14 protein-coding genes are annotated in these 24665 nt (G+C 70.8%); 9 read left to right on the forward strand and 5 right to left on the reverse strand.

The annotated features are described in order from the left end of the window. Window positions 1–53 precede the first annotated feature (53 nt). The 3 genes from GTZ93_RS27620 to GTZ93_RS27630 all read left to right on the forward strand — a co-directional run bounded on the left by GTZ93_RS27620 (window position 54) and on the right by GTZ93_RS27630 (window position 3092). The gene (locus GTZ93_RS27620; RefSeq protein ID WP_139915339.1) at window positions 54–722 is read left to right on the forward strand and encodes a hypothetical protein; all 669 of its coding nucleotides are present in this window, start codon (window positions 54–56) and stop codon (window positions 720–722) included. Window positions 723–789: 67 nt separating this feature from the next. Next, window positions 790–2136: a S1 family peptidase gene (locus tag GTZ93_RS27625; RefSeq protein WP_139915340.1), complete on the forward strand. Its 1347-nt coding sequence runs from the start codon at window positions 790–792 to the stop codon at window positions 2134–2136. Then, on the forward strand, window positions 2124–3092 hold the full coding sequence (locus tag GTZ93_RS27630; protein WP_139915341.1) for an FHA domain-containing protein: 969 nt from the start codon (window positions 2124–2126) through the stop codon (window positions 3090–3092). Before GTZ93_RS27625 ends, GTZ93_RS27630 begins: the two co-directional genes overlap by 13 nt. 23 nt (window positions 3093–3115) lie before the next feature. On the opposite strand, the gene GTZ93_RS27635 is transcribed toward GTZ93_RS27630, so the two are convergent. Continuing rightward, the gene (locus tag GTZ93_RS27635) at window positions 3116–4096 is read right to left on the reverse strand and encodes an aldo/keto reductase (RefSeq protein ID WP_139915342.1); all 981 of its coding nucleotides are present in this window, start codon (window positions 4094–4096) and stop codon (window positions 3116–3118) included. An 86-nt stretch (window positions 4097–4182) separates the two neighbouring features. Here GTZ93_RS27635 and GTZ93_RS27640 point away from each other — a divergent pair, with 86 nt between their 5' ends. After that, window positions 4183–5379 (forward strand): cytochrome P450, encoded by a 1197-nt coding sequence (locus GTZ93_RS27640; protein WP_139915343.1) that lies wholly within the window; start codon window positions 4183–4185, stop codon window positions 5377–5379. A 90-nt stretch (window positions 5380–5469) separates the two neighbouring features. Here the strand turns inward: GTZ93_RS27640 and lon are convergent, their stop codons facing one another. Continuing rightward, window positions 5470–7929, reverse strand: a complete 2460-nt coding sequence (gene lon, locus GTZ93_RS27645) for an endopeptidase La (RefSeq protein ID WP_120593868.1) — start codon at window positions 7927–7929, stop codon at window positions 5470–5472. Window positions 7930–8199: 270 nt separating this feature from the next. Here lon and GTZ93_RS27650 point away from each other — a divergent pair, with 270 nt between their 5' ends. From GTZ93_RS27650 to GTZ93_RS27670, 5 genes are all read left to right on the forward strand, one after another. Beyond that, entirely contained in the window at window positions 8200–9417 is a 1218-nt protein-coding gene (locus GTZ93_RS27650; protein WP_139915348.1) for a vWA domain-containing protein, read from the forward strand. Window positions 9418–9664: 247 nt separating this feature from the next. Beyond that, a complete protein-coding gene (locus GTZ93_RS27655) occupies window positions 9665–10519 on the forward strand; it encodes an ImuA family protein (protein WP_139915344.1) in 855 nt (284 codons plus the stop codon). 18 nt (window positions 10520–10537) lie between these two features. Next, a complete protein-coding gene (locus GTZ93_RS27660; RefSeq protein WP_139915345.1) occupies window positions 10538–12073 on the forward strand; it encodes a Y-family DNA polymerase in 1536 nt (511 codons plus the stop codon). 58 nt (window positions 12074–12131) lie between these two features. Next, on the forward strand, window positions 12132–12665 hold the full coding sequence (locus tag GTZ93_RS27665; protein WP_121755325.1) for a hypothetical protein: 534 nt from the start codon (window positions 12132–12134) through the stop codon (window positions 12663–12665). A 37-nt stretch (window positions 12666–12702) separates the two neighbouring features. Beyond that, the gene (locus GTZ93_RS27670) at window positions 12703–13677 is read left to right on the forward strand and encodes an NAD-dependent epimerase/dehydratase family protein (protein WP_139915346.1); all 975 of its coding nucleotides are present in this window, start codon (window positions 12703–12705) and stop codon (window positions 13675–13677) included. A gap of 87 nt (window positions 13678–13764) precedes the next feature. Here GTZ93_RS27670 and GTZ93_RS27675 read toward each other — a convergent pair whose 3' ends face one another. The 3 genes from GTZ93_RS27675 to GTZ93_RS27685 form a co-directional block, all read right to left on the reverse strand. Next, entirely contained in the window at window positions 13765–17889 is a 4125-nt protein-coding gene (locus tag GTZ93_RS27675; RefSeq protein ID WP_161663103.1) for a CARDB domain-containing protein, read from the reverse strand. 213 nt (window positions 17890–18102) lie between these two features. Continuing rightward, complete coding sequence (locus GTZ93_RS27680; RefSeq protein WP_161663104.1) at window positions 18103–21414, reverse strand: CARDB domain-containing protein; 3312 nt, start codon at window positions 21412–21414, stop codon at window positions 18103–18105. A gap of 235 nt (window positions 21415–21649) precedes the next feature. Then, the gene (locus tag GTZ93_RS27685) at window positions 21650–24544 is read right to left on the reverse strand and encodes a CARDB domain-containing protein (protein WP_139920909.1); all 2895 of its coding nucleotides are present in this window, start codon (window positions 24542–24544) and stop codon (window positions 21650–21652) included. Window positions 24545–24665 lie beyond the last annotated feature (121 nt).

The raw sequence follows: 24665 nt of genomic DNA on the forward strand, positions 1-24665 counted from the left end.
GGCGGGGCAGGGGAGCGGGCGTGGCGCGGGCTTCGGGGTTATCCTCGGGGCCCGTGCTCCTGCCCGTCCTCACCGGTGTGTGGTTGTCGCTGTCCGGTTCGCTCGGCACGGAGCTGCGGCGGGATGGCTACAGCTTCCGGCCTCCGGACACGTTCCGGATGGCACGCTGGGAGCGCTACACCGGCTCGCAGGTGGGCGCGGTGTCGGAGGACGGCGTGCGCACGCGCGCCCTGTCCGCGGCGCTGTCGGACGGAGAGGGCCCGGACGCGGCCACGTTCCTCATCGCCGTGGTGGACGGAGGCTTCTCCGCCAGTCCTTCCGAGCGCGACTCCTTCTCCACCGCCGTGGTCCAGCACTTCCAACGGGAGCTGGGCGTGGCGCTGACGCCGGAGCGGGTGGACCGCGTGGGCGGGCCCGTGCCCCGGGTGGAGGTGCTGGGGACGCTCCGTGAAGCAGGGCAGGTGCGCACGGTGCTGGTGACGGGGCTGGCCTCCGAAGGCCGCCACGCCGTGGTGACGGTCAGCGCGCCCGCCGCCCGCTGGGACGCCCTGGCCCCCGGGGTGCGCGCCTCGCTGGAGACCTTCCGCATGGAGGCCCCGGTGGCGGGCGTCGTCTCCCGGCGGCTCGCGGGGGCGCTGGCGGGCACCCTGGCCGGAGCCCTGCTGGTGTCGTACGCGGCCTGGCGCCGCCGCCGGCAGGGGGAGGGGCCGGCCACTTCGTAGCGTGGCCTGACAGGAGGGCCAAGGCGTCCCCCGGTGGGGCTCGCGGTGGGATACGGTTCCGCCGCCCATGTTCTCCCTTCTTCTTGTCGCCGTGCTCGCGCAGGGGCCCGTGGCTCCTTCGGCGCCCCCGGCGTCTCCAGCTCCGCCGGCCCTTCCAGCGCCCGACGCCGGCGTCGCGGACGTGGTGGTGCCGCCCCTGCCGGTGGCCTCGTTGCCTCCGGCCACGCACGAGCTGTTCCGCCGCATCCAGGGCCGCGTCTCGCAGGTGCGCATCATCGAGCGCCGTTCCGGGACGAAGTCCTCCATCGGCTCCGCGTTCTTCGTGAGCGCGAAGGGCCACGCCCTCACGAACTACCACGTCGTCTCCGACCTGGTGCTCCACCCGGAGGACTACACCGCGGAGCTGGACCGCGGCGACGCGACGGTGCCGGTGCGCCTGCTCGCGGTGGACGTGGCGAGCGACCTGGCCGTCATCCAGGTGGACACGCCCGTCAGCGACTACTTCAAGCTGGAGGAGCACGAACCGCCGCAGGGCACGCGCCTGTTCGCCATGGGCAACCCGCGCGACCTGGGCACCACCATCGTGGAGGGCACCTACAACGGCCTGGTGCGCGACGCCCTCTACGAGCGCGTGCACTTCACCGGCGCCATCAACCCCGGCATGAGCGGCGGCCCCACGCTCAGCGGCGAGGGCGGCGTCGTGGGCGTCAACGTGGCCACGATGGGCAACCAGGTGGGCTTCCTGGTGCCGGTGGCCCGTGCACGGGCGCTGCTCGACCGGGCGCTGGAGCAGGAAGCGCCTCCGGACCCGGCCGCGCTGATGACGTCCGTGAAGGATCAGTTGCTGGCCAACCAGCAGCGCATCACCGACAGGCTGATGGCCACGGACCTGCCGAAGCAGTCGCTGGGCGAGTACCGCGTCCCCGGCCGCTGGAGCCCCTTCCTCAAGTGCTGGGGCGACACGCCGCATGATCCGGAGACGCCCTACACGGTGACGAGCTACCAGTGCTCCTCCGAGGAGGACATCTTCCTGTCCTCCAGCCACCGCACGGGCGTGGTGGCCTACCTGCACCAGCACGTCGAAAGCCAGAAGCTGGGCGCGATGCGCTTCTCCGCGCTCTACAGCACGCTCTTCTCGCAGGACCCGGACGCGGTGGCCGCCACGCGCGAGGACGTCACCAACTTCCGCTGCAAGTCGGAGTTCGTGGACGTGAACGGCCTCACCGTGCGCGCCGCCATCTGCATGCGCGCCTACCGCCGCTTCCCGGGCCTCTACGACCTGGTGTTGCGCGCGGCCACGCTGAACGCATCCACGCACGGCGTGGACACCAGCCTCACGCTGGGCGGCTTCTCCGCGGAGAACGCTCGCAAGCTGGCGCGCCGCTACCTGGAGGGCCTGTCATGGGCGAAGTGATCTTCCTGGAGGTGCTGGAAGGGGACGCCGTCCAGTCCCGCCACCGGCTGGACACGCTGCCGGTGACGGTGGGGCGCGGCTACGCCAACGACATCATCCTGGACGACCCGAAGGTCTCCGCGGAACACCTGCGCCTGGAGCGGCGCGAGGACGGCGCGGTGGTGCTGCATGACGTGGGCAGCGTCAACGGCACCTTCAGCGTGGAGCCGTGGGCGCCACTGAAGGAGCTGGTCGTCACCCCGGACGCGCGTGTGTCCGTGGGGGACACGGTGCTGCGCTTCCGGCCCCGCTCCTTCGTGGTGGAGGACACGCTCGTCAACGAAGCCCCCGAAGCCCCCAGCGAGCGTCTGATCGAGCGCCCTCGGGCCTTCGCGTTCACGCTGCAGGCGCTGGTCGTGACGTCCTTCATCTCCGAGCGGGTGACCCAGTTCCGGAAGACGGACTGGGGCGACCTGCTGATGTCCGCGGTGGTGCCCCTGGGACTGGCGCTCCTGTGGGCCGGGGGCTGGTCTCTGGCGAGCCGCATCGCGCGCAAGCGCTTCCACTTCCGCGTGCACACCACCATCGCCGCCCTGGTGCTGCTGGGCTTCTCGCTGCTACCGCCCCTGTTCGCGCTCGTGAGCTTCAGCTTCTCGCTGGGCTCGTGGCTGGGCTTCGTGCGCATGCTGGCCGTGTTGGCACTGGTGGGGTGGGGGCTCTACTGGCACCTGCGCTACGTGACGCGCTGGAGCGGCAAGCGGGTGGTGCGCGGGCTCGTCATCGCGTCGGTGGGCGTGCTGGTCCTCACGAACGCGTCGGAGGTGCTGGGCAACGAACCCTTCAGCGAGGAGCTGGAGTTCCCCCGCTCGCTCCTGCCACCGGTGCTGCGCGTGGCCCCGGCGCACTCCATGGACTCGTTCTTCGAGGACGTGAAGCCGCTGGAGAAGAAGGTGGACGCGCTCGTGAAGGAGCGCTGAGGCGCGTCCACCCCTGGCACCGCCTACAGGCCGCGCACCGCGTGCGGCTTGTAGGGGGCCTCCAGCGCCTTCACTTCTTCTGGCGCGAGCTTGAGGCTCACGGCCTTCACCGCGTCCTCCAGGTGCTCGGGCTTCGTCGCGCCGATGATGGGCGCGGTGACGACGGGCTTGGACAACAGCCACGCCAGGGCCACCTGCGCGGGCGGGGCCTTGCGCGCCTCCGCCACCTGCTTCACCGCCTCCACCACGTCCCAGTCTCCGGGCTGGTTGTAGAGGATGGGTGACAGCGTGTCGGAGCCCGCGCGCGTCGTGGCCTCCTTGTCGTCCAGCGACTTGCGTGAACCCGCGAGCAGTCCTCGCGCCAGCGGCGACCACGGGATGACGCCTACGCCTTCCGCCTCGCAGAGGGGCAGCATCTCCCGCTCCTCCTCGCGGTAGACCAGGTTGTAGTGGTTCTGCATGGACACGAAGCGCGCCCAGCCGTTGCGCTCGGACACGCTGAGCGCGCGCATGAACTGCCACGCGTACGCGGAGCTCGCGCCCAGGTAGCGCACCTTCCCCTGGCGCACGAGCTGATCCAACGCGGACAGCGTCTCCTCGATGGGCGTGTTCGGATCCATCCGATGGATTTGGTAGAGGTCGATGGTGTCCACGCCCAGCCGCTTGAGGCTCGCCTCGCACGCCTGGGTGATGGCCTTGCGCGACAGGCCGCGCTCGTTCTGGCCGCTGCCCGTGGGGAAGTAGACCTTCGTCGCCAGCACCACCTCGTCCAGCTTCGCGTACTTGCGCAGCGCGCGGCCCGTCACCTCTTCACTGACCCCGTCCGAGTACATGTTCGCGGTGTCGAAGAAGGTGACGCCCAGCTCCACCGCGCGGCGGAAGAAGGGCTGCGCCGCCTCTTCGTCCAGCACCCACGGGCGCCACTTCGGAGTGCCGTAGCTCATGCAGCCCAGGCAGATGCGGGAGACCCGCAGGCCGGTGTGTCCCAGGTTGGCGTACTTCATGGGTCCGCTCCTTCGCGTGGCAGGCACCTCAAGGTGCCGGGGCGTCTGGTGTTGCCAGAGACGTTCGCAGCTTGCGTATGCCCAGCATGAGTGAGCGCTTCAACCTCTTGTCGCCGGAAGTGAAGGCCAACCCCTATCCCACCTACGCCCGCATGCGCCGCGAGGCCCCCGTGTGTCAGGTGGAGCCCGGTGGCATGTGGGCCGTGTCGCGCCATGAAGACGTGCTGCGCGTCCTCAAGGATCCCCAGCGCTTCTCCTCGCAGGGCTTCCGCGTGGCCACCAACCCGCCATGGCTGGGCGGCAATCCCTTCTCCGAGTCCATGCTCACCATGGATCCGCCCCAGCACGGCCGGCTGCGGGTGCTGATGCAGAAGGCGTTCGGCTCGGCGGCCATGGCCCGGCTGGAGCCCCGTGTCCGCGACATCTGCCGGCAGGCGGTGGCGGAGCTGCCTCGCGGCGTGCCGGTGGACCTGATGCCGCCGTACGCGCTGCGGATCCCTGCCGCCGTCATCAGCGAGCTGCTGGGCCTGGACCCCGCGCGCGCCACGCGACTGAAGCAGTGGGCGGATCTGATCACCGGCGGCGTCACCACCGTCCGGCCAGACGAAGAGGACCGCAAGCAGAAGGCCCGCGACGCGGTGGCGGAGCTGCGCCAGTACTTCGGCGAGGTGCTGGACGCCCGCGCCCGCGAGCCCGGCACGGACCTGGTCAGCGAGCTGCAACAGGCCCGCGTGGACGGCGAGGCCCTGTCGAAGGACGAGCTCATCGCCTTCATGGCGCTCCTGCTGGTGGGCGGCATCGAGACGGTGGTGCACCTGCTGGGCGCGTCGCTCGTCGTGCTGAGGGAGCACCCGGAGATCTGGGCCCAGCTGCGCTCGGACCGCTCGCGCATCCCCGCCTTCATCGACGAGGTGCTGCGCTACGAACCGCCCGCCCAGGCCGCGCCGCGCCTCACCACGGAGGCGGTGGAGCTGGGTGGGGTGAGCTTGCCCAAGGGCGCCCCGGTGCTCGTACTCCTGGGCTCCGCCGCGCATGACGAGGCGCACTTCCCGGACGGCGACCGCTTCAACCTGTCCCGCCCCGGTCCGCAGAACCTGCCCTTCGGCCACGGCGTCCACTTCTGCCTGGGCGCGCAGCTGGCGCGCATGGAGGGCCGCCTCGCGCTGGAGGCCCTGCTGGACGCCTTCCGCCACCTGCAGGCCGCCCCGGAGCCCATGACGTGGCACAGGACGCTGGTGGTGCGCGGGCCCGCCACGCTGCCGCTCATCCTGCACCCGCATTGAAGCGAAGCAGGGCAGGGCGGCCCCGCAAAGACGACGGGCAGGTCCCCGGTGAGGGGAACCTGCCCGCGTCACTGCTTCACGTCAGGAGCCTTACGCCCGGACTTCCGCCGGGGGCGTGTCCGTGGTGGGCGCGGCGATCGCGGCGCCCTCCTTGAACGGAGACGTCTCCAGCGCGGCGTTGAGGACCTCGTCCATCTTCGTGGCGAAGATGAACTCCAGCTCGTTCTTCGCCTGATCCGGCACGTCGATCAGGTCCTTGCGGCAACGCTCCGGCAGGATGACGCGCTTGATGCCCGCGCGGTGCGCCGCCAGGACCTTCTCCTTGATGCCGCCCACCGGCAGCACCAGGCCACGCAGCGTGGCCTCGCCCGTCATCGCCGTGTCGTGCCGCACCCGGATGCCCGTCAGCAGGCTGGTGAGCGCGGTCAGGATGGTGACGCCGGCCGAAGGACCATCCTTGGGGATGGAGCCCGCGGGGAAGTGCAGGTGCAGGTCCGTCTTCTCCAGGAAGTTGGACGGGATGCCCAGCGCCTCCGCCTTGCTGCGCAGGTAGCTCAGGGCCGCCGTGGCGGACTCCTTCATCACGTCGCCCAGCTGGCCGGTGAGCGTCATTCCGCCCTTGCCCGCCATCTTGGTCGCTTCGATGAAGAGCAGATCGCCGCCCGCCGCGGTCCACGCGAGGCCCGTCGCCACACCGGGAACCTCCGTGCGCTCCGCGACCTCCGAGTAGAACATCTCGGGCCCGAGGATCTCCTTCACGCGCTCCGCGCCGATGGTCTGCTTCTCCAGCTTGCCGCCGGCCACTTCCACCGCCACCGCGCGGCAGATGTCCGCGATGCGGCGCTCCAGGTTACGCACGCCCGCCTCGCGGGTGTACGACGTGGTCAGGATGAGCAGCGCCTCGTCCTGCACCTCGATGTGATCCCCGTTGAGGCCGTGCTCCTTGAGCTGCTTCGGCACGAGGTGGATGCGGGCGATGGCCTGCTTCTCCTCGAACGTGTAGCCCGTCAGCTCGATGATCTCCATGCGGTCGCGGAGCGGCCCGGGGATGGGATCCAGCTGGTTCGCCGTGGCGACGAACATGACCTTCGACAGGTCGAACGCCACGTCCAGGTAGTGGTCGCTGAACGTGCTGTTCTGCTCCGGGTCCAGCACCTCCAGCAGCGCCGCGCTCGGGTCGCCGCGGAAGTCCGCGCCCAGCTTGTCGATTTCGTCCAGCATCATGACCGGGTTCTTCGTCCCGGCCTTCTTCATGCTCTGGATGAAGCGGCCCGGCAGCGCGCCCACGTACGTGCGGCGGTGGCCACGGATTTCGGCCTCGTCACGCACGCCGCCCAAGCTGAGGCGCACGAACTTGCGGCCCGTGGCCTTGGCCACGCTCTGGCCCAGCGACGTCTTGCCGACGCCCGGGGGACCGACGAGGCACAGGATGGGCCCGCGCATGTCGTTCTTCAGCTTGCGGACGGCCAGGTACTCCAGGATGCGCTTCTTCACCTTCTTGATGCCGAAGTGATCCTTGTCCAGCTGCTGGCGCGCGTTCTCGATGTCGAGGTTGTCCTCGCTGATCTTCGACCACGGCAGGTCCGCGATCCAGTCCAGGTAGGTGCGCGCGACGGTGTACTCGCTGGAGGCCGCCGGGATCGTCTTCAGGCGGTTGAGCTCCTTCTGGGCGACCTTCTCCACCTCGGGGGGCAGGGCGGCCTTCTTCAGGCGCTCCTGGAGCTCGTCCAGCTCCTCTTCCTCTTCGCCCATCTCGCCGAGCTCTTCCTTGATCGCCTTGAGCTGCTGGCGCAGGTAGTACTCGCGCTGGGTCTTCGACATCTCGCCCTTCACGGCGGAGTCGATCTTGTTGGAGAGCTTGAGGATCTCGCGCTTGCGGTTGAGCAGCTCCAGGACGAGCTTCATGCGCGCCTTGAGGTCGACCGTCTCCAGCACGGCCTGCTTCTCCTCGATGGGCACGTCCACGTTGGCGGCGATGAGGTCCGCCAGGTGGCCCGGGTGCGTGATGCTCTCCACCAGCTCCGTGGCGGCGGCCGGCAGCTCGGGCATCAGCTCGATGACCTCGCGCGCCAGCTTCTTCAGGTTGATGCCCAGGGCCTCGACCTCGACGTTCTCGGAGGAGGTCTTGTCCTCGACCGCGTCGACGCGGGCCTTGAGGTAGGGGGCTTCCTGGACCAGCTCCATCACGCGGAAGCGCGCGAGGCCCTGCACCACGAGCGAGTAGTTGTCCTCGCCCATCTTCAGGAGCTTCACGATGCGGGCGACGGTGCCCATCGTGTACAGGTCGGACGCGCCCGGATCCTCTTCCTCGGCGCGGCGCTGCGTCACGACGCCGATGACCTGGTCGTCACGGACGGCGTCCTTGATCAGCGCAATCGTCTTCTGGCGGCCGACGGCCAGGGGCAGCACACCGCCGGGGAAGAAGACACTGTTGCGGAGCGGCAGGATGGGCAGCACCTGCGGAATGTCTTCCTTGTTGATGAGCCCCGGAGGGGCCATCGCGGTGGGCATGGCGCTGGCCGCGGTGCCCTTCTTCTTCTCGTCAGACATAGGAGTTCGGCCTCTTCCTTGCTTGAACCCGGTCAGCAAGCGGCCGGGCCGGTGAACCATCCGGTTGTTTTCTGCGGCGGATGAACCAACGTAACAACCAAAAGGGACATGGCAAACGCGATGTGCGTTATTTCCGTGCCTCGTCGGCTGTACGACTCTCCTCTATGTAACGGCCCAGAAGTCTCGCGTCCGGTGAAGGGGTGGGGCATGCTTGCCCCCTCTCACGCCTGCTGCGGTGCGCGAGCGCGCGTCCCCGCACTGGAGGACGATGTGAAGCTCCACACCTGCGCCCACCTGATGTCGCTGTCCGCGCTCCTGGCGCTCGGATGCCACTCCCCCGTGGATGATGACGGCTCCACGGTCCCGGACGCCTGCGAGGCGAGCCCTCCATTGGTGGCTCCCCAGAAGACGGACATCCTCTTCGTCATCGACAACTCCGGATCCATGAGCGAGGAGCAGCAGGGCATCGCGACGGAACTGCCTGCCTTCCTGGCCGCGCTGAAGGAGGGCAACGGTGTGTCCCAGGACTTCCGCGTGGGGGTCATCACCACCTCCGTGTACCAGCGCCAGCGCTTCGCGGACGGAGCGGACGTCATCCGCTCCTTCCCGGATCAGGAGGGCCGGCTGAGGCCGGTGAGGGACGAGTCGAACCAGCCCACCGCCGAGCGCTTCATCGAGGGTTCGGATCCGTTGCTGCTGCCCAAGTTCCAGCGGCTGGTGGACCAGGGCACCTCCGGCAGCGGTCAGGAGGCGCCCTTCGAGGCGGTGCGGCTGGCGGTCGCCTCGCCCCTGGCCACCCAGCCCCTGGCGGAAGGGGGCAACGGGGGCTTCCTGCGGGACGACGCCCGCCTGCTGGTGGTGGTGGTGTCCGACGAGGAGGACTGCAGCTCCACCCAGCGGCCGCCCCCGGTGGCGCTGGGCGAGGACCGGGCCGTGGACTCGTGCACGGAGCAGGGGGACAAGCTGACGCCGGTGTCGGAGTACTACCAGGCCTTCCAGAGCCTGCGTGACAGCCGGGGCGCGTCGCGCGAGGTGCTGTGGGCGACCATCGGGCCGGTGGCGGTGACGGACAAGCGCGCGGAGCTGATCGTGGACACGACGAGCGGCACCACCTACGTGCGCAACGTCGACTGCCCGACGTCCTACGGGCCCGGCTACCGGCAGAGCGACATGGCGAAGGCGTTCGACGTGACCCGGGCGAACCTGGATTCCATCTGCAAGACGAGCTACCAGCAGACGCTGCTGGACATCGCGGATCTGGCCACGGTGGCGCAGAGCGTGGCCGTGGTGAACCTGCCGGATCCGCGGCTCGCGGTGGTGAACGTCACGCGCGCGGATGGATCCGTGCAGACGTGCACGGCGGGCAACGGCGACTTCCGCTACGAGCCCCCCAGCGGCGACCGCTCCGCGCGCATCTTCTTCCTGGGCCCGTGCCTGCGGCGCGTGGGCGACACGAAGGTGGAGGTGAAGGTGCTGTGCGCCGGGTAGCCCGGAGCTGATCCGCCGCGCATCACCCGAAGGGCCCCGCGAAGGACGCGGGGCCCTTTTTCGTGGGTCCGCAGGTGACCTGTCATGTCCGGTGCCAAAAAAAGAATGCGCGCGGATCCGCCTCCTTCCGTCGAGCGGAGCACCCGACGCGACAGGTCCGATGCACTCGGAAAGCAGCCTGCTTGGGTGTCAGAGGGCTTCGGATACTGGCCCCATGCGCGCGCGGTGCGCGAGGCGAGGAGTCCACATGGGCGCGGCGGTCGGACGGTCGGGGTTGGCGGTGGTGGAGGAGCTGCGCGAACGGATCCGCCAGTTGCAGGCGGCGCCCCGTCGCGCGCTGTCGGTGCTGCGCACGGGCGTGGACGCGGTGGACGCGCTGCTGCCTCAAGGGGGCCTGCCGCTGGGGCACTCCGTGGAGCTGTGCGGCGAGGCGGCGTCGGGGCGCACCAGCCTGGCGCTGCGTGCGGTGGCGGCCGCGCACCGGGAGCTGCGCTTGTGCGCGTGGGTGGATGGTCCGAAGGAGCTCTATCCCCCCGCGGCGGCGGCGCTGGGCGTGGACCTGGAGCGGCTGCTCGTCGTGCGGCCCCAGGCCTTCGCGCAGCGGGTGTGGGCCGCCGTGCAGCTGGCGCGCAGTGGTGCCTTCACGGCGGTGGTGGTGGATCTGACGCTCGGCGTGGGCGCTCCGGGCCGTCCGGAGCGGTTGGCCCTGACGGAGGCGCGCAAGCTCGCGGACGCGGCGGCGCGAGGCGGGACGCTGGTGTTGCTGCTGACGTCGCCGGAGGCGCCCGCGGACGGGCTCGCGCGGCTGCGGCTGGAGGCCCGGGGCGTCCAGGGCTGGTCCGTGGAGTTGGAGCGCAGCCGGGGCGGAGGCGTGGGGACGCGCGTCGTGAGCCCCTGGCGGGAGCTCTACCCGGAGGTGGGGCTGGATGCCGGGGCGCGGCTGCTGGACGCGGACGTGGAGGCGTCAGGGGACGCGGGGCCGGACTTCTACCGGGACCCCGCCGACCGCGTGCGCAACGGCATGGGCATCCTGGGTCAGCGCCCCGGCCGGGACGCGCCCATGCCTTCGCTGGGGAGCGCGCTGTCCCCGGCCGGCCGCTGACAAGAGAGAGGGTGGGCCATGCGGAGGGGCTACCTGCACGTCACGCGCTTCCCAGTGCAGCGCAAGGTCATTGAGTCGCCCGCGCTCGCGGGCCAGCCGCTGGTGCTGGTGGAGGAGGTGCGCGGCCAGCGCCGGGTGGTGTTCGCCTCCACGCGCGCGCTGAAGGCCGGCGTGCGGACGGGGATGACGCTGACGGCGGCCACCGCGTTGGAGCCCGAGCTGCGGCACTTCCCGTACCGGTTGAAGGACGAGGCCCAGGCGCTGGCCGCGCTGGGAGAGTCGCTGCTCGGCCTGTGTCCTGGCTTCCAGCGCGACGCACCGGACGGGCTGTGGTTCGACGCGAGCGCGGCGCACCTGGTGGGCGGCGAAAGGGAGTTGGGCGCGCGCGTGCTGGAGGTCTGCGGCGAGCAGGGCTACCGGGCGCACGTGACGGTGGCGTCGGAGGCGTTCACCTCGCGAGTGCTGGCGCGGTATGGCTCCCAGCGGGTGTCGGTGGTGCCGGAGGGGCAGGGCGCGCGAGCTCTGGCGCCCCTTCCGCTGGGCGCGCTGGAGGACTCGGCGGCGAAGGCCTTCACCGTCCTGGGGCTGTCCACGTTGGGAGAGGTGGCGGCGCTGCCGGCCGGGGCGGTGACGGCGCGAGGAGGCGCCGGTGCGGCCCGGGTCCATGCGCGGTGCCGGGGCGTGGACGACACGCCCTTCACGCCGGATCCGTTGGAGGAGGCGCTGGAGGATCGGGTGGTGTTGGACGCGCCCGCGGACACCTTCGAACCCGTGCAGTTCGCGCTCAAGACGCTGCTCGACAGGCTGGGCGCGCGGCTGTCCGGGCGGCAGCGGGCGGCGGTGCGGCTCACCTTCGTGCTGCGCCTGGACCCCACCGGCGAGGCCCAGGTGCCGCTCCTGCTGGCGCGGCCCACGGCGCAAGCGAAGCTGCTGTTGGACCTGGCTCGGCACCGGCTGGGGGAATTGCGGCTGGAGCGGCCGGTGGCGGAGGTCTCCGTGCGGGTGGATGCGCACGACGAGGACCTGGGCCAGCAACTGGCGCTGGGGGACGCGCCGGAGGGGGACGCGGCCCTGGAGGGCGTGCTGTCGCGGCTGGCGACGACGCTGGGCGAGGGGGCGCTGTTCGCCGCGTCCCTGGAGGCGGTGCACCGGCCGGAGTCCGCGCATACGCCCCGGGCCTTCCATCCTCCAGAGGCGCGGCGCGGCCTGCTGTCCCCGTCGGGCCCACTGGCTCCGGCGCCGGAGTCTGCCGCGCCCATCACCGTCTGGCGCGAGGCGGGGGCCGCCCGGGAGCGGCCGTCGCGGCTGCTGGCCCAGCCGGCCCGGCTGGACGCGGAGGTGACGGCGTCCGGGGAGATGCTGGCGGCGCGGATCGCGGGGCGGCGGCACCGGGTGACGGCGATGGCGGGGCCGGAGCGACTGGGTGGCGAATGGTGGACGGACACCCCGTACCAGAGGGACTACTACCGCGTGCACTTCGAGGGGCTGGGGCCCGCCTGGGTGTACCGGGACGGGCGGGACGGGGACTTCTACCTGCAGGGGCTGTTCGATTGAGGGGTAGGCGGGTGCGGTCGGGGTGGAGGCCCCGCCGCTTGTGGCCTAGCGTGACGGCATGCGCCCCGCACGACTCCTCCCGCTGCTGCTCGTGTCCCTCGTCCTTCCGGCCTGCGCCGCACGGCAGGTGCGCCCGGAGGGGAGCATCCGCAAGGTGGTGGTGGTGGCGGGCTCGCGCGTGGACGTGCTGCCCACGGGCACGTTCCGCCAGGACATCATCGGGGAGAGCAACCCGCGCACGGTGCTGGCCCGCCAGACGGAGGCGGAACTCCTCTCGCGCGGCTTCGAGGTCGTGGCCACGCGCCAGTCCCAGGCCCCGGTGCCGCTCACGGACGAGGTGTCCTCCTTCGTCCAGCAGAACAAGGCCGAGGCCGCGGTGGTGGTCATCCTGGACTGGCTGGACGTGTCCGGCGCGACGGTGCTGGGCCGGGTGGACGTGGTGCTGCGCCTGGGCATGGTGGATCCCAACGGCCAGGTGCTCTGGACGGACACGTTCCGCTCGCAGCCCGTGGTGAGCGCCTACCAGTCCGCGACGGACTGGAACTCGTTCCTGCGCCGGGCCGTCATCGACGCGGTGCAGGTGGTGCCGTGACGGTGGTCGTCCCTCCTTCGCGCGTGACGAGGGGGGCATGCGGGTCCTGGTGACGGGCGCGGCGGGCTTCATCGGCGCCCACGTCTGCGAGCGGCTCCTCTCCCGGGGCGACACGGTGGTGGGCCTGGACGCGCTGGACGCGGCTCCTGGGGACGTGGCGCTGCGGCGCGCGCGCCTCCAGCGGCTGTCCGGCGCGCAGGGCTTCACCTTCCTCTCCGGGGACATCACCGATGCGGCCCGGCTGGGTGAAGCGTTCACGGCCGCGCGTCCGGAGGGCGTGGTGCACCTGGCCGCGCGGGTGGGTGTGCGGGCCCCGGACGCGGAGGCTCCGGCGTACGCGGACACCAACGTGACGGGCTTCGTGCGCGTGCTGGAGGCCTGCCGCGAGGCGCGCGTCCAGCACCTGGTCTACGCGTCCTCCAGCTCCGTGTACGGCGCGTCCACGCCCGCTCCGTTCCGCGAGGACGCGCCCGTGGATCAACCGCTCAACCTCTACGGCGCCACCAAGCGCGCCAACGAGTTGATGGCGCACGCGTACAGCCACCTGCACCGGCTGCCCACGAGCGGCCTGCGCTTCTTCACGGTGTACGGGCCGTGGGGACGTCCGGACATGGCGCCGCTGTTGTTCCTGCGCGCGCTGGCGAAGGGTGAGCCCCTGCGGCTGCACGGCGACGGGCGCATGCGGCGCGACTTCACCTTCGTGGACGACGTGGCGGAGGCCGTGCTGCGCGTGCTGGACCGGCCTCCCTCGGGGAGCCCGCCGCACCGGCTTCTCAACGTGGGCCACGGCGAGCCGGTGGCGCTGGGGGACTTCGTGGGCCTGCTGGAGCGGCACTGGGGCACGAAGGCCCGCGTGACGTCCGTGCCTTCGGCGCCCGCGGAGATGGTCTCCACGTGGGCGGACACCTCGCGGCTGGAGGCGGAGACGGGCTTCAGGCCGCGCGTGTCCGTGGACGCGGGCGTGGCCCGGTTGGTGGCGTGGTACCGCGAGTGGAGCGGCACCGCCCGCTGAGGCCTGCGCGAAACGGCGGCGGGCGCCGCCCGGGGCTCGTGAAGACCCCGGCCGACGCCCGCGTGTCCTACGTGCGGCGTGGAAGCGCTACGGCAGCACCGCGAGGAAGTTCTCGACGAAGGCGTTGTTGTCCTCGCGCAGCTCCGTCACCGACCGCTGCGAGTCCACCAGCGCGCCCAGGTAGAACAGCCCGGAGCCCTGGTAGCCGGGCAGCGTGTCCGCGGTGATGAAGAGCTGGCGCGTCGTGCATTGCCCCACGGACAGAGAGTCCACGTCCACATCGCCCAGGGTCACCTGGGTGGAGGAGGACGGCATCTCGTCCGGGAACGCCAGGGTGGGCTGGGTGGAGAGGAGGAGCTTCACCTGGCTGTTCCACCCCGAGGGCTGCGTGCCCTGGTTGCAGACCGTCACGGTGGTGGAGAACATCTCTCCCCTGCGCACGGCGAACGGCGCGGTGACTTCCGTGACGACCAGGTCCGGCCCGTACCCCACGCCGATGCGGCCCCGCACGAAGGCGTTGTTGTCCGTGCGCAGTTCGTCGTTGGGAGACCCTGCGCGAATGAAGGCCCCCACGAAGAGGGGCGCTTCCGGATCCGCCGGTGGATTGGCGTTGAGGGTGCCTTCGCGCGTGACGCACGCGTTCTCGGGGAGGGACGGAATCTCCACCGCTCCCGCCAGGGACACGCTGGAGGCCGGATCTCCACCGGGGAAGGTCAGCTCCGGCGGCGTGGACGACGTGGAGAGGAAGAACTCCACCGTCTGTCCGAAAGAGGGCTGCGTGCCCTGGTTGCAGACGGTGACGGGGACCTGGGCCTGTCCATAAGGCTCGAGATTCTCCGGCCCGCCCATCGCGGTGATGACGAGGTCCGGCGCGTTCCCCACGCCGACGCGCGGCCCGACGAAGGTGTTGTTGTCCTTGCGCACCTCCGGGGCAATCCAGTACCGGTCCACGGTGGCCCCCACGTAGTACGTGAGCGGATCCGCGCTCGTGTACCCGTAGAAGTTGCCGGTCACCGGCAGGGTGAGGCAGGTGTGCCCGGCCAGATTGGGGATGACGAGCTCGCCCAGGAACTCATCGGGGGGCACCTGGTTCGCGCCGCCCTGCGGAGGCAGGGACAGCTGGGGATGGGGCAGCAGTTGCAGCGTCACCGGCAGGCTGTCCCACGAGGCCAGGGAGCCCTGGTTGCAGACGGTGACGGTGGCGGTGAAGGACTGGCCGTGCCGGATGCTGGCGGGCGCCGTCAGCGCGGTGATGATCAGGTCGGCCCCCGACCCCACGCCCAGGCGCCCCTTCACGAAGACGTTGTTGTCCTCGAGCAGCTCCGTCCGGCCCTGGAACGGATCCACGACGGCGCTCAGGTACAGGGGCTGCTCCGGTGACGCTCCCGAGGGCCGGTCGACGGACACCATCCCCATGGCGCTCACGCACTGTCCGGCATCGAGCGGCGCGACGTTCAGGTACCCCGCCATGAACCGGCTGGGATCGTTGGGGGACGGCGGCGGCGAGCCCGGCGGAGGCAGGTTCCAGGTCTCCTCCGTGGACACGACGAGCGCCACCTCGGTGGAGGTCACGGAGTCGGTGCCCACGTTGCAGACGCGCACGGTGGCGGCGAACGGCTCCCAGGGCGCGACGGTGGAGGGGGCCTCCACCGCGGTGACCACCAGGTCCGGCCCGTTGCCCACGCCAATGGCGCCCGCCATGCGGGTGTTGTTGTCCCACCGCAGCTCTTGCGGCATCGCCTCCCGGTTGACGACGGCCCCCAGGTACAGCGGACGGAACGGAGCCGCGTCGGGCGGCGCATCCGCCCATCCGGAGACCTCCCGCGTGGTGCAGGCACCCGCGCCCAGCGACGGCAGGGACGCGTCACCCACGAACGTCTGGCCGCCCATCGGCATGGGCGGGAACGCCAGCGGATCCGGCGCCAGCAGAGTGTCGTACACGCTCAAGTAGACCGCCACGCGCGAGCCGCCACTCAGCGGGCCCGTGCCCACGTTGCAGACCTTGACCTTGCTGGTGAAGGACTCCCCGGGCCGCACGCTGGCGGGCCCCTGGAGCTCGGTGATGACGAGGTCAGGCCCGTTGCCCACGCCGACGATGCCCGCGGCGAAGCCGTTGTTGTCCACGCGCGGCTCGGACTGCTGCATGTCCACGACCGCGCTCAGGTTCAGGGGCCGCTCGAACGGCGAGAGCATCGAGTCCACCGGACGCGAGGCCTGGAACGTGGAGCGCTGGGTCATGCACTGCCCGGCCGGCAGTATCACGTTGGCCTGGGCGCGGCCCTGGAAGGCGTAGGCCCGCGGGAGCTCCGCGAACACAGGGGGCGCCGGATACGGCCGCGACACGGGCGGCGCGGTCTCCGTGGAGAGGAACAGCGAGACCCCGTAGCTATACACGGGATCCGTGCCCTGGTTGCAGACCGTATAGGTCGCGCTGAAGGGCTGGCCGTCAAGGAGGTCCGCGGGGGCGCGCACGTCGGTGATCACCACGTCCGCGTCCGGTCCCGTGCCCACCAGCCCCTGGATGAACGTGTTGTTGTCCTCGTTCATCTCCTGGATGTTCTGGACCGTGTCGATGCCCGCGCCCAGGTACAGGGGCTGACCCGGCTGCGCCTCCATGGGCAGGTTGCGGTAGGCGTTCACCTGAACCGTCTGGCACTGGCCGGCGGGGAGGAAGGACACGTCCGTCCCGCCCACCGGGGCCTGCGTTGGCGTGAGGTAGGGCCCGGACGGCTGCAGGAGCGTCACCGCGGCTTCCGTGGAGAGGAAGAGCTCCAGGTGGGCGTAGCCATACAGGTTGCCCATGCCCACGTTGCAGACCTGCGCCTCGACGGGGAACGAATAGGAATACGGGAGGTTGGCGGGGCCCTTCAGCGACCGCACCACCAGGTCGGGGTCATAGCCCTTGCGCACGGCGCCCTTCGTGAAGGTGTTGTTGTCGTCACGCAGCTCCGGGACGGACTGCATCCCGTCCACACGCGCTCCCAGGTACAGCGGCACGCCGTACTGGAAGGCTGGGGGTGGGAACGTGACGCCGAACACCGGCAGCGTGACGCACCGCCCGGCATCCAATCCCGGCGCCTGCGCCTGTCCGACGAGGGACTCCGTCTGGGAGCCGGGCTGCGGCGAAGCAGGCAGCGAGGCCTCCGTGGACAGCAGCACGTCCGCGCGTACATCCATGGCCCGGTCCGTGCCCACGTTGCACACCGTCACGGAGCCGGAGAACGAGCTCCCCGGGCCGATGTTCGTGGGCCCCGTCATGTCGGTGACCACCAGGTCGGCCTTGTCGCCCACGCTCAGCCGGCCCGCGACGCGCGTGTTGTTGTCCTCGCGCAGTTCGGGGTGCTGCTGCCGCGGGTCGATGATGGCGCCCACGTACAGCGGCTGCCCGGGCTGGGTGGCCGCCGGGGGACTCTGCGGGAACGCCTGCGTCCGGACCGTGAAGCAGCGGCCCGCCTCCAGCGGCGGCACGGGGACGATGCCCATCGGCGCCTGGACATCCACCGGCGCGCCTGGCGTGGGAAGGCTCAGGGTGTCCAGCGTGGAGATGTAGAGCTCCGCCTCGGAATAGGGCGACTCCTCCGTGCCCACGTTGCAGACGCGCACGTCGGCGAGGAGGGGCGTTCCCGGCCGGACGCTCGCGGGCATGTGCACTTCGGAGACCACGAGGTCCGGGCCCAGGCCCACGCCCATCAGGCCGCGGACGAAGCCGTTGTTCGTCTCATCCAGCTCCGTCACGGACTGCCCCGTGTCGATGCTGGCGCCCAGATAGAAGGCGGTGCCGGGCTGCCCGGGGGGCAGCTGCGCGTTGGCGGTCACGGTGCGCGTGACGCACTGGTGGGGCTCCAGCGGCCCCACGTCCTTCTGGCCCACGGTGACCTGCTGGGTCGGGGGCGGAGCGTTGGGGTCGGGCACCTGCTGGGTGGGGGTCGTGGACAGGTACAGCTGCAGGAACGTGCCGCTGCCCTGGGGGTACGCGGCCGCGGTGCCCTGGTTGCAGACCTTCACGGTGGCGGTGAAGTCATGCCCGTCGCGAACGCTGTCAGGGGCGAGAAGCTCGGTGATGACCAGGTCCGCTTCGTGGTCCAGGGAATGGCTTTGATCGCGAGCGGGTTTCACGCTCGACGACGCGCCTTCACTTCCGCAGCCGGTGATGACGAGCGTGCCCGCGATGAGCAGACACGTGTGTCTCCATGACGGCGAGAGCCGTTGCATGTGTTCTCCTTGGGGGAATGTGCAATCAACCAGACGCCGGCCGCCGGGCCAGGTCTGGCGCCATGACGACACTAAATGGATGCCCTGACATGCGAAAAGCCAATGCGCTTCAAACCCAGCATGTCGGATGCGTGGCCTGGAAAAGGCAAACGCCGGCCGGGTTCGTGAAGACCCCGGCCGACGTCCACTTGTCCTACGTGCCGTGAAGCGCGGTTACGGCGTGTTGCTCACGGTGAGGGTGCCGCGCACGAAGCCGTTGTTGTCCTTGCGCAGCTCGGAGTCGTAAAGCCTCGCGGAGGCCCCCAGGTAGAGGGCCGCGCCCGGCTGTGCGGCCTGTGGCGGGATGGCGTTGACGGAGCCCTCCACCGAGACGCACTCACCGACAGCCAGCGGCGGCACCTGCACGGAGCCCAGCCGCGACAGGGTGGGAGACTCGACGGGCTCACCCTGGACGGCGGACGCCGGCAGCGTGGCCACCGTGGAGAGCAGCAGGTCCACCGAGTGAGGCGGCGCGAGCATCGTACCCTGGTTGCAGACGGTGACGGGCACCTGCATCGCCGCCCACGGCTGGACCTGATCCGGCCCGCCCATGGCGGTGATGACGACGTCCGCGGCGAACCCCACGCCGATGCGCGGACCGACGAACGTGTTGTTGTCCTCGCGCACCTCCGGCAGATCCTGGGCGCGGTCCACGCTGGCGCCCAGGAAGAACGTCTGCGTGCCCGGCATCCCGATGCCGGCTCCGGAGATGAACGCGTTCACCGTCTGCGTGACGCAGGCGTGCGCCGCCACGGGCGGAAGGGTGGCTTCGCCCAGCAGCTCCTCGAGCGGAACGGGAACGTTCGGGGCCGGCAGCGTCAGCGAGGGCTTCGTCAGCAGGTGCAGGGTCAACCGAGTCCCAGGCGCGGCCTCGGCGCCCAGGTTGCAGACGGTGACGCCCAGGTCGAGCGGACCGAACGCGCTCACGGGGCCCGTCAGCGACGTGATGACCAGGTCCGGCCCGGTGCCCACGCCCAGCCTCCGCCCCGGGGACACGTTGTTGTCCCGGCGCAGGTCCAGCTGGTCCTGGAACGGATCCAAGACGGCGCTCAGGTACAACGGCGCGTCCACGGGCGCACTCCACGGCCGGTTCGCGTGCAGCGTCACCGGCACGTCCTGGCACTGGCCGGCCTGGAGCGACGGAGCGTTCGTCATGCCCGCCATGTGCTGGTCCATCGAAGGGAACGGCGTACCCGGTGGAGGCCGCGTCCAGTTCGCCTCCGTGGACACCACGAACATCATCGGGACGATGCTCGAGCCTTCCGTGCCCGCGTTGCAGAGGCGCGCGGTGGCGGTGAACGGCTCCATCGGCGCGACGGTGTCAGGGAACGTCAGCCCCGTGACGACCAGGTCGGGCGCCTCACCCACGCCCATCAGGCCCGCGACGAACGTGTTGTTGTCCTCGCGCAGCTCCTGCTGGGCCACCCCCGGGTCGACGACGGCGCCCAGGTACAGCGGCTGCAGCGGCGTGGCCTGCTCCGGACGTGTCGCCCGTCCGGTGAGGCTCTGCGTGACGCAGGCCCCTTCACCCAGGGATGGCACGCTCACCGTGCCCACGAGCGCCACGGTACCGTCGGGAGACGGCGGCGAGCCGCTCTGCGCCAGGGGCGCCGGCAGGGTGTTGCCCGTACCCAGGTAGACGGCCACCTGCGAGGTCCCGGGCGTCGGCTGCGTGCCCACGTTGCAGACCTTCACGGTGCTGGTGAAGGTGTTCCAGGGCCGCGCGCTGGCGGGACCCTGGAGCTCGGTGACGACGAGGTCTGGACCGAAGCCCACGCCCACGGGACCCACGGCGAAGCCGTTGTTGTCCGTGCGCGCGTCGGGCGGGCCGTCCATCACCGCGCTCAGGTTCAGCGTGGAGGACAGGGGCAGGGGCCCCAGCTCCATGGGGCGCAGGGCCTGGAACGTCCCGCTCTGCGTGGTGCACTGGCCCGGCGTCAGGTCCGTGTTGATGGAGGACCGTCCCAGGAACGCGTACCCGGGGAGGGGACCCTGGGACTGCCAGGGGGCCACCGCGGGCGGCGCCGCGTCCACGGAGAGGTACATCGCCACGCCGGTGGAGGACGCGGGGCTGAGGCCCACGTTGCAGACCGTGTAGCTCGCGGTGAAGGACTGACCGTCGCGCAGGTTCGCGGGCGCCTTCACGTCCGTGATGACGAGGTCCGCGTCGAAGCCCACGCCCACCAGGCCTTGGGTGAAGACGTTGTTGTCCTCACGCAGCTCCGGCACGGTCCGGTTCGCGTCGATGACCGCGCCCAGGGTCAGGGCCTGGTACGGCCCTGCCTCCTGGGGCCGGGAGGCGATGGCGTCCACCGTCAGCGTCTTGCACTGGCCGGCGGACAGGACCGACACGTTCGCGCTCCCCACGGGGACCTGGGTCCGAGAGTCGAACGGCTCGGGGAGCGCCGGGAAGACCACCGCGCTCTCCGAGGACAGCGCCAGCTGCAGCCGGGCGGAGCCGCCCAGGTCCGCCGTTCCCACGTTGCAGACCGTCGCCTCGACGGGGAAGTGCATCCCCGGTGCGACGTTGGCCGCCGCCTTCAGCGACCGGACCACCAGGTCCGGGCCGTTGCCCAGGCCCACCAGTCCCATTACGAAGGTGTTGTTGTCCGTCCGCAGCTCAGGAACGAACCGCGGCTCCTCCACGCGCGCGCCCAGGTACAGCGGCGTGTTCGGCTGCCAGGAGGTGGGCGCGATCGCGGAGCCCTCCTTGGACAGCGTGACGCACCGACCGGCGTCCAGCCCCGCCGCGTCGAAGTGGATGACGGGGACCTCGGTCACCACGTCCGGCATCTGCGGAGGAGGCGTCACCGAGGGCCGGGTGGACAGGAGCACGTCCCCGCGCACCTCTGGAGCCCGCTCCGTGCCCACGTTGCACACCGTCACGGACAGGGGGCTCGTGAACCCCTGCTGGAAGCTGGTGGGCCCCGTCACCTCGGTGACCACCAGGTCGGGGCCGTCACCCACGCCCATCCGTCCCGCGACGTGCGTGTTGTTGTCCTCGCGCAGCTCCGGGATGGACGCGGAGGGGTCCACGATGGCGCCCACGTACAGCGGCTGTCCGGGCGCGAAGGCGTCGGGAGGCCGCTGCGCGGACGCCTGCGTGCGGACGAGCACGCAGCGGCCCGCGTCGAGCGATGGCACCAGCGCCTGTCCCACGCGCGCCTGCGTTGGCGGGATGGGGCCGGAGGTTGGCGCGTCCAGGGTGGCCTGCGTGGAGATGACGATCGCCGCCTCCGCCGGGGGCGAGGAGACCGTCCCCCTGTTGCAGACCTTCGCGGTGACGGTGAAGGCCTCTCCGGGGCGGGCGGCGTCGGGCGCTCGCAGCTCGGTGATGACCAGGTCCGCGCCCTGCTGAAGGGCGGACCGCTGACTCCGGATGACAGCCGAGCCGGACGACGCGCCTTCACTTCCGCAGCCGGTAACGACGAGCGTGCCCGCGACGAGCAGACACGCGTGCCTCCATGCCGGCATGAGCCGTGACATGTGATTCTCCTGATGGCTGTGAGGATTCAACATCCCCACGCGCGCTGGCCGCCGGGCCCGGTTCAACGTCGCGGGGACATCCAAGGGATTTCCTCAACGGCGCGGAGCCGATGAAATTCAAACCAGCCACGAAGATTCTCCCGCCAGAAAAGACAAACGCCGGCCGGAGACATGAAGGCCTCCGGCCGGCGAATTCCATCTCAAACGATAGGGGTTTCCTCTTGGAGGAATTCCTTTACTGCGCCTGGCCGATGGGCGTGGCCCGCGTCAGGGTGTTGTTGTCCTCACGCAGCTCCAGCAGCGAGTTCGGCCCGTCGACAAGGGCGCCCAGGTACAGGGACTGTCCGGAGGTGGCCGCGGAGGGGCGGACCACGGAGCTCGGGATCGACAGCGTGGTGCACTGGCCCACGGACAGCGCGGGCACCATGGCGCCCCCCACGGGGATCTGGACCTGGGTGAACGGAGGCTGCCCCTGTCCGGGCGTGTAGAGGGACGTCTCCGTGGTGATGACCAGGTCCAGCGGCACGGAGCCGTACATGGACACGTTGCCCTCGTTGCAGACCTGCACCTGCGCGGTGAAGGAGCCGTACTGCGGCAGGGCCGGGGGCGCCGTCACCGAGCGGACGACCAGGTCCGGGCCGCTGCCCACGACGATCCGCGACGTCATGCGGGTGTTGTTGTCCTCGCGCAGCTCCACCACCTGATTGGACATGTCCACGCGGGCTCCCAGGTAGCGCGGGGAAGCGGGGTCCGCGTTGGGCACCGTGGACGCGGATCCGCTCACGGCCGTCGTCACGCACTGGCCCACGGCGAGCGAGGACACGGAGGTCATTCCGACATAGGACTCCGAGGACGCGGGAGGCAGGTACGGATTGGACTGCATCTCCTCCATGGCCAGGACGCCCATCACATACGAGGGCCCCGCCGGCTCGGTCCCCACGTTGCAGACCTTGACGTTGAGGGTGAGGGGGCCGCCCGGGGTGGCGCTTGAGGGGCCGGTGACGTCCGTCACCACCAGGTCCGGGCCATTGCCCACGATGAGGGTGCCGGCGACGCGGGTGTTGTTGTCCTCGCGCAGCTCCAGCTGCTGCTGGTTCACGTCCGCCACGGCCACCAGGTACAGCGGCTGCGTGGGCGTGGCCGCCGGGGGGAGGGCGGCGTACACCGTCTTCGGGTACAGCACGCAGGTGCCCTGCGAAAGCGACGACACCTCCACCGTGCCCACCATCACCTGGGACGGTGACGGCGGGTACTGCATGGACGACGTCACGGAGGCCGTGGTGGACAGGAAGAGGCCCACCGTCGAAACCGACGAGGGCTGGGTGCCCTCGTTGCAGACCTTCACGTCCGTCGACAGCGAGGTGCCGGGCTTGACGCTCGAGGGCGCCGTCAGCGTGCGCACGACGAGGTCCGGGCCGTACCCCAGGCCGATGCGGGACAGCGGAGACACGTTGTTGTCCTCGCGCAGCTCCTGGAGAGACGACATCGGGTCCACGATGGCGCCCACGTACAGCACGGGGTTCGGCATGGCCGTCCCGCCCGGCACGTTGGAGTAGCCGCTCACCAGCCGCGTGACGCACTCCAGGGGCTCCAGCGCCGGCACGTTGACCGTGCCCACCGGCATGCGGGACATGGGCGGCGGACCGGACACGACGCTCAGCGAGGGCTCATTCGTGACGTACACCTCCACCGGCACGTCGGTGGACCGCGTCGTGCCCACGTTGCAGACCTTCGCGGACACCGCGAGCGGCCCGTAGGACGGCGCGTTGGAGGGGGCGTCCAGCGAGACGACGGTGAGGTCGGGCCGCGCGCCCATGCCCATCAGCGTGTCCGCGCGGGTGTTGTTGTCCTCGCGCAGCTCCACCACGCCCTGCGGCAGGTCCACGATGGCGCCCAGGTACAGGGGCTGCTCGCTGGGATTCGCGGGCGGGCGGTTGGCGGGGCCCTGCACCGTGCGGGTGGCGCACTGGCCGCTCACCAGCGCCGGCACGCTGAAGCTCGTCACCGGGAATTCAGTCAAGGGGCGGGGCTGCGTTCCCGGGGCCGCCAGCGACGGCACCGTGGACAGGAACACCCTCACGTCGGCCTGGGGGGAAGACGCGGTGCCCTCGTTGCACACCGTCACCGTCGCGGGGAAGGAGTCGCCCTGGCGCGCGCTCGCGGGCCCCGTCACGGAGCGAATGGTCAGGTCCGGGCCATTGCCCACGCCCACCAGTCCCTGCACGAACGTGTTGTTGTCCTCGCGCAGCTCCGTCACGCTCCGCGACGGGTCCGCGATGGTGCCCAGGTACAGCGGCGTGCCCGGCGGCGCGGAGGGCGGCCTCTGGGCGTAGCCGGTGAGCGGCACCGCGCGGCACTGGCCCGCCTCCAGGCTGCCCATGAGGGCGCTCCCGACCATCAGCTGCGTGACGGGGACGGGGGGCGGGCCGGACAGCGGCGGCAGCGTCAGCCCGTTCACCGAGGACAGGTACAGCTCCACGGAGCCGCCGGAGCTGTACTCCGTGCCCACGTTGCACACCGTCGCGGACGCGCTGAAGGCCTGGCCCGGCGCCAGGTTGGGCGGTGCGTCCACCCGCGTGACGACCAGGTCCGGCCAGTTGCCCACGCCCATCAGGCCCTTCACGAAGCCATTGTTCGTCTCGTCCGACTCCGGCACCGCGTTCTGCGTGTCGACGCTGGCCCCCAGGTAGTAGGTGCCGTTGCCCGTGAAGCCCGAAGGAGGGCTGACGTAGATGTTGAACGAACGGCTGACGCACTGGCCCGCGTACACCGTTCCCACGTCCGTCTGGCCCTGGGTGAGTTGCTGGGTGGGAGGCGGCTGCGTCCCGGGCCCCGGCACCTGCTGCGTGGGCGTGGTGGACAGGTACACCTCCAGCATGGCGCTGGAGTACACGGCCTGGTCACCGGTGTTGCAGACCTTCGCGGTGACGGTGACGGGCTGGCCGGGTTTCGCGCTGTCCGGAGCCGTCAGCTCCGTGATGCGCAGGTCCGGTCCGGGGATGAGCGCGCTGGCCTGCTGCTCCAGCGGAGGCGCTTCCTCCGGGGTGGAACCGCTGGAACAGCCGGTGAGCGCGAGCGCGCCCGTGATGAAGAGACACGAATGCCGCCATGGCGGCGTACGCCGAGACATACGGACTCCTGGAATGGGGGGAAGAAGACGATACAGGCCCGGTGTGACATCCACCGGGACTGCAGGTCTTTCCTAGGAGTGGAACACCGGCGCGAAAAACAAGTTTCAGCGTTATTTCGCG

The sequence above is a fragment of the Corallococcus exiguus genome, assembly GCF_009909105.1.
In the GTDB taxonomy this organism is placed as follows: domain Bacteria; phylum Myxococcota; class Myxococcia; order Myxococcales; family Myxococcaceae; genus Corallococcus; species Corallococcus exiguus.

Bases quoted from the DNA above. Each gene is read 5' to 3' on its own strand.
- GTZ93_RS27625 (WP_139915340.1), top strand. From the start codon at position 790: ATGTTCTCCCTTCTTCTTGTCGCCGTGCTCGCGCAGGGGCCCGTGGCT.
- GTZ93_RS27630 (WP_139915341.1), top strand. From the start codon at position 2,124: ATGGGCGAAGTGATCTTCCTGGAGGTGCTGGAAGGGGACGCCGTCCAG.
- GTZ93_RS27635 (WP_139915342.1), bottom strand. From the start codon at position 4,096: ATGAAGTACGCCAACCTGGGACACACCGGCCTGCGGGTCTCCCGCATC.
- GTZ93_RS27640 (WP_139915343.1), top strand. From the start codon at position 4,183: ATGAGTGAGCGCTTCAACCTCTTGTCGCCGGAAGTGAAGGCCAACCCC.
- lon (WP_120593868.1), bottom strand. From the start codon at position 7,929: ATGTCTGACGAGAAGAAGAAGGGCACCGCGGCCAGCGCCATGCCCACC.
- GTZ93_RS27655 (WP_139915344.1), top strand. From the start codon at position 9,665: ATGGGCGCGGCGGTCGGACGGTCGGGGTTGGCGGTGGTGGAGGAGCTG.
- GTZ93_RS27660 (WP_139915345.1), top strand. From the start codon at position 10,538: ATGCGGAGGGGCTACCTGCACGTCACGCGCTTCCCAGTGCAGCGCAAG.
- GTZ93_RS27665 (WP_121755325.1), top strand. From the start codon at position 12,132: ATGCGCCCCGCACGACTCCTCCCGCTGCTGCTCGTGTCCCTCGTCCTT.
- GTZ93_RS27670 (WP_139915346.1), top strand. From the start codon at position 12,703: ATGCGGGTCCTGGTGACGGGCGCGGCGGGCTTCATCGGCGCCCACGTC.
- GTZ93_RS27675 (WP_161663103.1), bottom strand. From the start codon at position 17,889: ATGCAACGGCTCTCGCCGTCATGGAGACACACGTGTCTGCTCATCGCG.
- GTZ93_RS27680 (WP_161663104.1), bottom strand. From the start codon at position 21,414: ATGTCACGGCTCATGCCGGCATGGAGGCACGCGTGTCTGCTCGTCGCG.
- GTZ93_RS27685 (WP_139920909.1), bottom strand. From the start codon at position 24,544: ATGTCTCGGCGTACGCCGCCATGGCGGCATTCGTGTCTCTTCATCACG.